Raw genomic sequence first — 5,826 nt, forward strand, 5'->3', positions numbered from 1 at the left:
CTGGAGGTTGAGCGCCCGCGTGAGGGCCTTGCGGACCTCCGGGTCGCGGGCCGGCCCCGAGCTCGTGATGGCCGCCGCCCGGCTGACCGGGCTGCTGGACCTCGACGACACCGCCGACACGACTACGGCGACCCGCACCCGGACGGAGAGCCCTCCGCCCCATGCGCCCAGCGCCAGGAGCTGCCGGCCACCAATCCCCCCCGCCGCCTGCAGCGCCACACACCATCCCACCGCAGCGACCGCGCCATCCCTGCCGCCCGGCTGGAGACGCTGTTCACCGATCCCGCCACACCCTGCGGGAACGAAGCCGCGGCCAGAGCAGGGAGAACTTGTCCCTCAACGTTGAGAACCTCGATCCCGAGTTCCGCCGCGCCCGCGTCGTCTCCAAAGGCGGGCGCCTTCGAATACATGCGCTGAGCTCCCGCCACCGCCCGGCTACTGCCGCGCCTCCTGGCCGGCCGTACCAGCGGGCTGATGTTCCTGGCCGACCCGGGCAGAGGCTAACCGCCAGATCGCGGCGCTGGAGGCCTATCGTCGAAACCAGTCCGGGCGGGTCTTCGATCGCGTGTGGCCGCCTGAAGTCGCCCTGGCAGGTCCCTGACTGCTCTCCCCTCAGTCGGCCAGGTAGGAGATCGAGCGAACCTCGTAGCCGGCGTTCCTGGAGCCGCGTACGTGCATCAGCATCGCACCGCCCTCATAGGAGTAGGCGCACGAGTAACCCTGCGGCTCCTTGCTGCAGCCCTGGAAGAAGTGGGTGGCCCCGCGCGGGTCGTACGGGACCTTGAACAGCTTCTGCACCGTGGTGGAGGTGGCGACCTCGAGGCCGCCGTACTCGTCGCCGCGCTTCCAGGCGGCGAAGAGATGCTTGGCCACGGTGGGCGGCTCGGTGATGTGCCGCGACAGGTAGACCTTGCTGACCTTCGAGCCGGTGACCACCATCGCGATGCCGTCAAGCCCGCCGGGCACGCGCACGCTTGTGTGCACGAACCGGCACACGTTGCTGGAGCAGCCGTCGAAGCGATCGGGTGCGCGGTAGACGTAAGTGAAGATCGTCTTGACCGCGGCGGGGGTGGCCGCCTTCGCCGCGGCCGCGCGGTCGGCGGCCAGCCAGGAGCGGAACAGCTTGTTCGCCACCGTACCGGGCGCGGGCGTCCCCGCCGAGGCGTGAGCGGCGAAGGCGGGGCCGACGGAGGAGAGCGTCAGTGTCGCAGCCGCAGTGAGGGCGGCGCCGAGGACCAGTCGTTTGAACACGCTGCGACGCTAAGGGTGGTGCCTTGCGCAGGGATTGAGCCCGGCTTGCAGTGGTCCGGGCGCCTTGCGGCGGTTGCGATCACCCGGCTGGCACGCACTGACGATGCGGCTCAGCATGACGTTGACTCCGCTGGGATCGTCCTTGCAGATCAGCCCTGCCACCCGGATCTCCACGTCGTCGATCGTGGCGTGGCGTGGCCGACCCTCGATCACCTCGTCCGGCTGCGCCAGGCCCGGCGGCTGCCGCCCCTCGTCCGGGTCGCGGCCGCGACCGGCGTCTGGGCGAGCTGCGCTGCACCAGCTGCGCTGACCGCCGCCGCCAGCCGCACCGCCCCCGAACTCCAGGCCAAGTCCCGCCACCAGCACCTGGCCGGCGTCGGCCACGACCTCCGCCTCGGCGAGGAGACCTCCAGCTCGCGGTACCGCCGAGCACGACCTCGCCCGCCGCCGCCGCACCCGCTGACTAAGCCAGTCCCCCCCAGCGCCGACATCGGTGCCGCCACCGATGCAACATGTCTTCAACGCCAGCCAACCGTGTCTGACGTGCCATACAAGATCATCACGCTCTGACCTGCGAGAAGAGGCTAAGAACCCAAGATAAGCGGCGGACCGCCGTCCGGGCCCTGAGCTGCGCAGCGCGCCGTGAGGGCGTCAGGCTGTCCTGGTGTCGGGCACAGTACCGGGGTCACCGTCAGACCAATCAGCTACCTCGTAGTTGTGGTGGCCGGTGCTGCCGTGGCCGGGAGCACCGTTGCACCGGGTCCAAGTCCCGATCCATCTGCGGTCCGGGTCCTTCGTGGTGTCCCATGCCAGTTTCAGCGCGTGGCAGAGCTCGTCGGGGAGCTCCACAACGTCCGGCCGCGGGAACAGGCCTATAGCGCCCAGAGCGGCATAGACGATCTGACTGGCCGAAAATCAATCCACGGAAAGGTCTTGGGCTCTGAGGACGGCGGCATTCCCGAACCGGACATCTTCGTGTTCAGTCAGGTAGCGCAGGGGCGGGGGAAGCGGGACCGGCGTGTCGGTCTGATCTTCGGACATGCCGTCACCATGGCATATAGGCATTGCCCCCGTCACCATGGCCGCTTCGCGGACGGCGCCCTTCCCCCCGGTCTCCTGCGTCGTACCTCGCTGGTCTGCCGCTGCGGGGTTCAGAAATGCGGCTTGGGGCGCGTATCGAAAGTGTTCAGGGTGGGCGGTTGTCAGGCTGCTCCGTTACGGTGCAGCCATGGCGAATTTCTTACTGGTTGCAGGCGCGCGGCTCGGGGCGTGGGCGTGGGACGAGGTGGTGCCGTATCTGCGCGCAGCCGGCCAGGGCGCTCACCCGTTGACGCTGTCCGGTCTTGCCGACAAACGGGGTGTGCCGGCTGGGCAGCAGACCCATGTCCAGGACATAGTTGACGAGGTCGAAGGCCAGGATCTGCGCGACGTTGTTCTGGTGGGCCACAGCTACTCGGGCATCCCGGTCGGTCAGGCCGCGGAGCGGATCGGTGACCGGCTGGCCCACGTGGTCTTCGTCGATTCCAGCGTTCCAGCCGATGGCGAGGCGTTCGTCTCCGCCTGGCCGGATGGTGGGGCAATGGTGAAGGCATCGATCGCCGAGAACGGAGGATTTTGGCCGCTCGTGCCCGCAGCGCACTACGACGGCCACGGCCTCACCGATGAGCAGATCGCACGAATCTTGAGTGGCTCGACGCCGCACCCGGGCGCCACACTGACCGAACCCGCCGTGCTGGCACGGCCACTTGACGAACTCCCGGCGACGTACATCCAATGCCTGCTCGCCGGAGCCGAGCCCAGCGACGACGTGACCAAGCTGCTGACCAGCAAGCACTGGCGGCTGGTCGAGATGGACACCGGCCACTGGCCGATGTTCTCCCAGCCGCGCGAACTGGCGCAGATCTTCCTCGAAGCAGCCGGGGAGTGACGGCGGGCCCATGCTCGCGGGGCTCCTTTCGGGCGTGCACCGCGTGCGCTGGTCACAGCCACTCATTGATGGCTGCGACGAGAACAGTGGCCTCGTAGCGGACGGCAAGTTTCTCGTAGCGGGTGGCCACCGCTCGGTGTCTCTTGAGCCGGTTGATCCCGCATTCGACTGCGTGGCGCTCGCGGTAGTCGGTCTTGTCGAACTTCGGCGGCCGACCACCGCGGGAGCCGGGCTTCTTGCGGTTGCGGGCCTGGTCGGCCTTGTCCGGGATCGTGCAGCGAATCCCGCGTCGGCGCAGGTAGGCGCGATTCTTGCGGGAGGCGTACGCCTTGTCCGCCCGCACTCGGTCGGGCCGCGTGCGGGGCCTGCCCGGCCCGATGCGGGGCACGCAGATCGCTTGAAGTACGGGCTCGAATTGCGGGGAGTCCTCGCGCTGTCCGGCCGTGATGACGATCGACATAAGCTTTGGCCCTGTTCGACGGCTAGGTGCAGTTTGGTTGTCAAGCCGCCGCGCGAGCGTCCGAGACCGTGGTCGTCCGGCTCGACAACGATGCCGCCGGGCGGCTCTTTTTGCAGGTCCCCCTTTTCCGCGCTCCGGCGGCATGCTGGTGGGCGCGGCAGACGGTGGAGTCGACGTTGATATCCCAGGCGCTCAAGTTCTTCGCGTCGGCCTGGGCCTGGAGTTCGGTCGCTCGGCCCACCGCTTGGCCGTGTTCACCGCCACCTGGAAGCGTTCGGCGGCACGGCGCAGGGGCCAGCCGTCTACGACGACACAGCGGGCCAGCCGAAGCCGGCCTGTCTCACTCAGTGGGGCGTTACGGTGGGACACGAGGGCCTCCGGGAAGCTCGGCGTAGATGTCGCAATCCACACCGAACCCGCAGGCCCTCCCTCATTTCAACAACTCCGAAGATCGTGTCACTGCGTACTCAACCTCTGTGGTCAGTACACCTAGGACGAGCGAAGTTCCGCGGCCACCGCCCGTTCCCGCAGCTGCGCGGCCTCCGCCCGTGCCGCCTCCAACTCGGCCCGCAGATCCTCGAGCCGCATCCGCTCCAGTCTCAGCTCCGCCAGTAACCCGTCGCGCTCCTTCGCCGCGGCATCAGCCCGGGACTTCTCCCGGGAGGCCAGCTTCCGCTCCCGGGTCAGCGATGCGGCAGCCTCCGCCACCTTCCCCTCCAGCCGCTCCACCTCGGCCGCCGCCTGCGAGGCGTCCTTGAGCGCCGCCGCCCGATCCCGCTCGGCCTCCTTGAGTGCCATGGCCCGATCGCGTTCGGCTTCTTTGAGTGTCATGGCCCGGTCCCGTTCGGCTTCCTTGAGGGCCACGGCCCGATCCCGCTCGGCCTCCGCCGCCGCCCGTTCGGCCGTGACGGCCCGCTCCACCGTCCGGTCCCGCTCCTGTGCCGCCGCCTCCGCGCGGGCCTGCGCCTCGATCAGCTTCCGTTCGGCCTGTTCACGCTCCCGCACCGCCGCCGCCGTCTCGTCCCGGGCCCGGTCGCGTTCCTCCCGTGCCCGCTCGGCCTCCTCCTGAGCCTGTACGACCTGCGCCCGCGCCTCGGCGGTGCGCTGCTCAGCCTGCTCCATGACTTCAGCCGTACGCCGCTCGGCCAGCTCCGCCCGCTCGGCCAGCTCATGAACGACCTGGTCCCTGGCCTGCTCCGTCAGCTCGCCCCGATGCAGCGCCTCCTCGGCCCGCCGCTCGGCCGTCTTCGCGCGCTGCTTCGCTTCCTCGGCCGTCTGCAGCGCCTGTCGTTCGGTGCTCGCAGCCTCCCGCAACGCGGCCAGTGCCTGCTCCCGCGCCCGCTCGGCATCACCCAATGCCGTCTCGCGCTCGGCCTGCGCCTCTTCGAGCCGTACCCGCATCTCGGCCGTCTGCCTGCGGGCGTGTTCGGCAGCCTCGCGCGCCAGCCGTACCTGCTCGAACGCCTGCTCCCGCTCAGTACGCGCGATCGCGACGCGCGTGTGCGCCTCGGCCTGCATCGCGCTCAGCTTCGCCTCGACCCCCGCCGGACTCAGCTCCGCAGCCAGCGCCCGCGCCAGCGGCTCGATGGCGGCGGTCAGCCCGCTCTCCATCCGGTCGTACAACTGCTCGGCCCTGGCCAGCGCCCCCTCCAGCCCTGGCGTGGCCCGCCGCAACTCCCGCTCCCGCTTGGCCGCCGCCTGGCAGTCCTTCTCAGGGCAGTACGCCTTGGGCCGCCCCCTCCCCCGCCGCTGCTCGATCGGCGACCCACAGTGCTTACAAGGCGTTACCACACTGGCATCCGGAGTCACGGCGGCAGCCTACCATTTTTGATTTTCCAGAAAATAAAATCCAGAAAACATGACCTGTTGTGCCATGCTCGCGGGCCGCCTCGTACGCGCCGTGTCATGGTTGTGTCATGGTCGCGCCGACGGTGGCCGCTGTCGAGAAACGGTGACATTCGGCGGGCAACGCGCACATTCGGCGCCAATCGTGGTTGCGTAATGAACGAGCCACGCGCCATCCCCCTCGGCCGCGAGACTGGCTGTACGCCGGGGTCACGCTGGTGCTCGCCGTGCTCCTGCTCTTCCCGGTCGAGCGGATCGCGCTGCGCCAGGCGTACCTGTCGCGCAGCCCGGCCGAGCGCGCAGCCCGGCCGAGCGCGTCGCCCGGCCGAGCGCGTCGGCCGGG

Annotated in this window: 7 protein-coding genes and 1 pseudogene; 2 read left to right on the forward strand and 6 right to left on the reverse strand. The window is 69.5% G+C overall.

What is annotated here, in order from left to right; genetic code table 11:
- From ACWDX9_RS58670 to ACWDX9_RS58680, 3 genes are all read right to left on the reverse strand, one after another.
- Positions 1-219: hypothetical protein (locus tag ACWDX9_RS58670; RefSeq protein WP_449972175.1), on the reverse strand; the 219-nt coding region annotated here is incomplete at its 3' end.
- Between the two features lie 393 nt (positions 220-612).
- Positions 613-1,251, reverse strand: coding sequence for a hypothetical protein (locus ACWDX9_RS58675; RefSeq protein WP_449972177.1), 639 nt, complete (start codon positions 1,249-1,251; stop codon positions 613-615).
- 9 nt (positions 1,252-1,260) lie between these two features.
- Positions 1,261-1,635, reverse strand: a complete 375-nt coding sequence (locus ACWDX9_RS58680) for a hypothetical protein (protein WP_449972180.1) — start codon at positions 1,633-1,635, stop codon at positions 1,261-1,263.
- 844 nt (positions 1,636-2,479) lie between these two features.
- On the opposite strand from ACWDX9_RS58680, the gene ACWDX9_RS58685 reads away from it, so the two are divergent.
- Positions 2,480-3,178, forward strand: a complete 699-nt coding sequence (locus ACWDX9_RS58685) for an alpha/beta fold hydrolase (protein WP_449972183.1) — start codon at positions 2,480-2,482, stop codon at positions 3,176-3,178.
- A 52-nt stretch (positions 3,179-3,230) separates the two neighbouring features.
- On the opposite strand, the gene ACWDX9_RS58690 is transcribed toward ACWDX9_RS58685, so the two are convergent.
- The 3 genes and pseudogenes from ACWDX9_RS58690 to ACWDX9_RS58700 form a co-directional block, all read right to left on the reverse strand.
- Positions 3,231-3,638 carry a transposase gene (locus ACWDX9_RS58690; RefSeq protein WP_449972185.1) on the reverse strand — a complete coding sequence of 136 codons (408 nt, stop codon included), beginning with the start codon at positions 3,636-3,638 and terminating at the stop codon, positions 3,231-3,233.
- A 228-nt stretch (positions 3,639-3,866) separates the two neighbouring features.
- Positions 3,867-4,007: pseudogene (locus tag ACWDX9_RS58695) on the reverse strand (IS481 family transposase); the annotation flags it as partial.
- A 120-nt stretch (positions 4,008-4,127) separates the two neighbouring features.
- Complete coding sequence (locus ACWDX9_RS58700; protein WP_449972187.1) at positions 4,128-5,429, reverse strand: hypothetical protein; 1,302 nt, start codon at positions 5,427-5,429, stop codon at positions 4,128-4,130.
- 203 nt (positions 5,430-5,632) lie between these two features.
- Between ACWDX9_RS58700 and ACWDX9_RS58705 the strand changes: the two genes are divergently transcribed.
- Positions 5,633-5,826, forward strand: a 194-nt coding sequence (locus ACWDX9_RS58705) for a hypothetical protein (protein WP_449972189.1), incomplete at its 3' end; no start/stop codon positions are given.

This window comes from Nonomuraea sp. NPDC003201 (assembly GCF_053590415.1).

Excerpts from the sequence above, each read along its gene's own strand:
- ACWDX9_RS58685 (WP_449972183.1), top strand. The coding sequence starts at position 2,480 with ATGGCGAATTTCTTACTGGTTGCAGGCGCGCGGCTCGGGGCGTGGGCG.
- ACWDX9_RS58690 (WP_449972185.1), bottom strand. The coding sequence starts at position 3,638 with ATGTCGATCGTCATCACGGCCGGACAGCGCGAGGACTCCCCGCAATTC.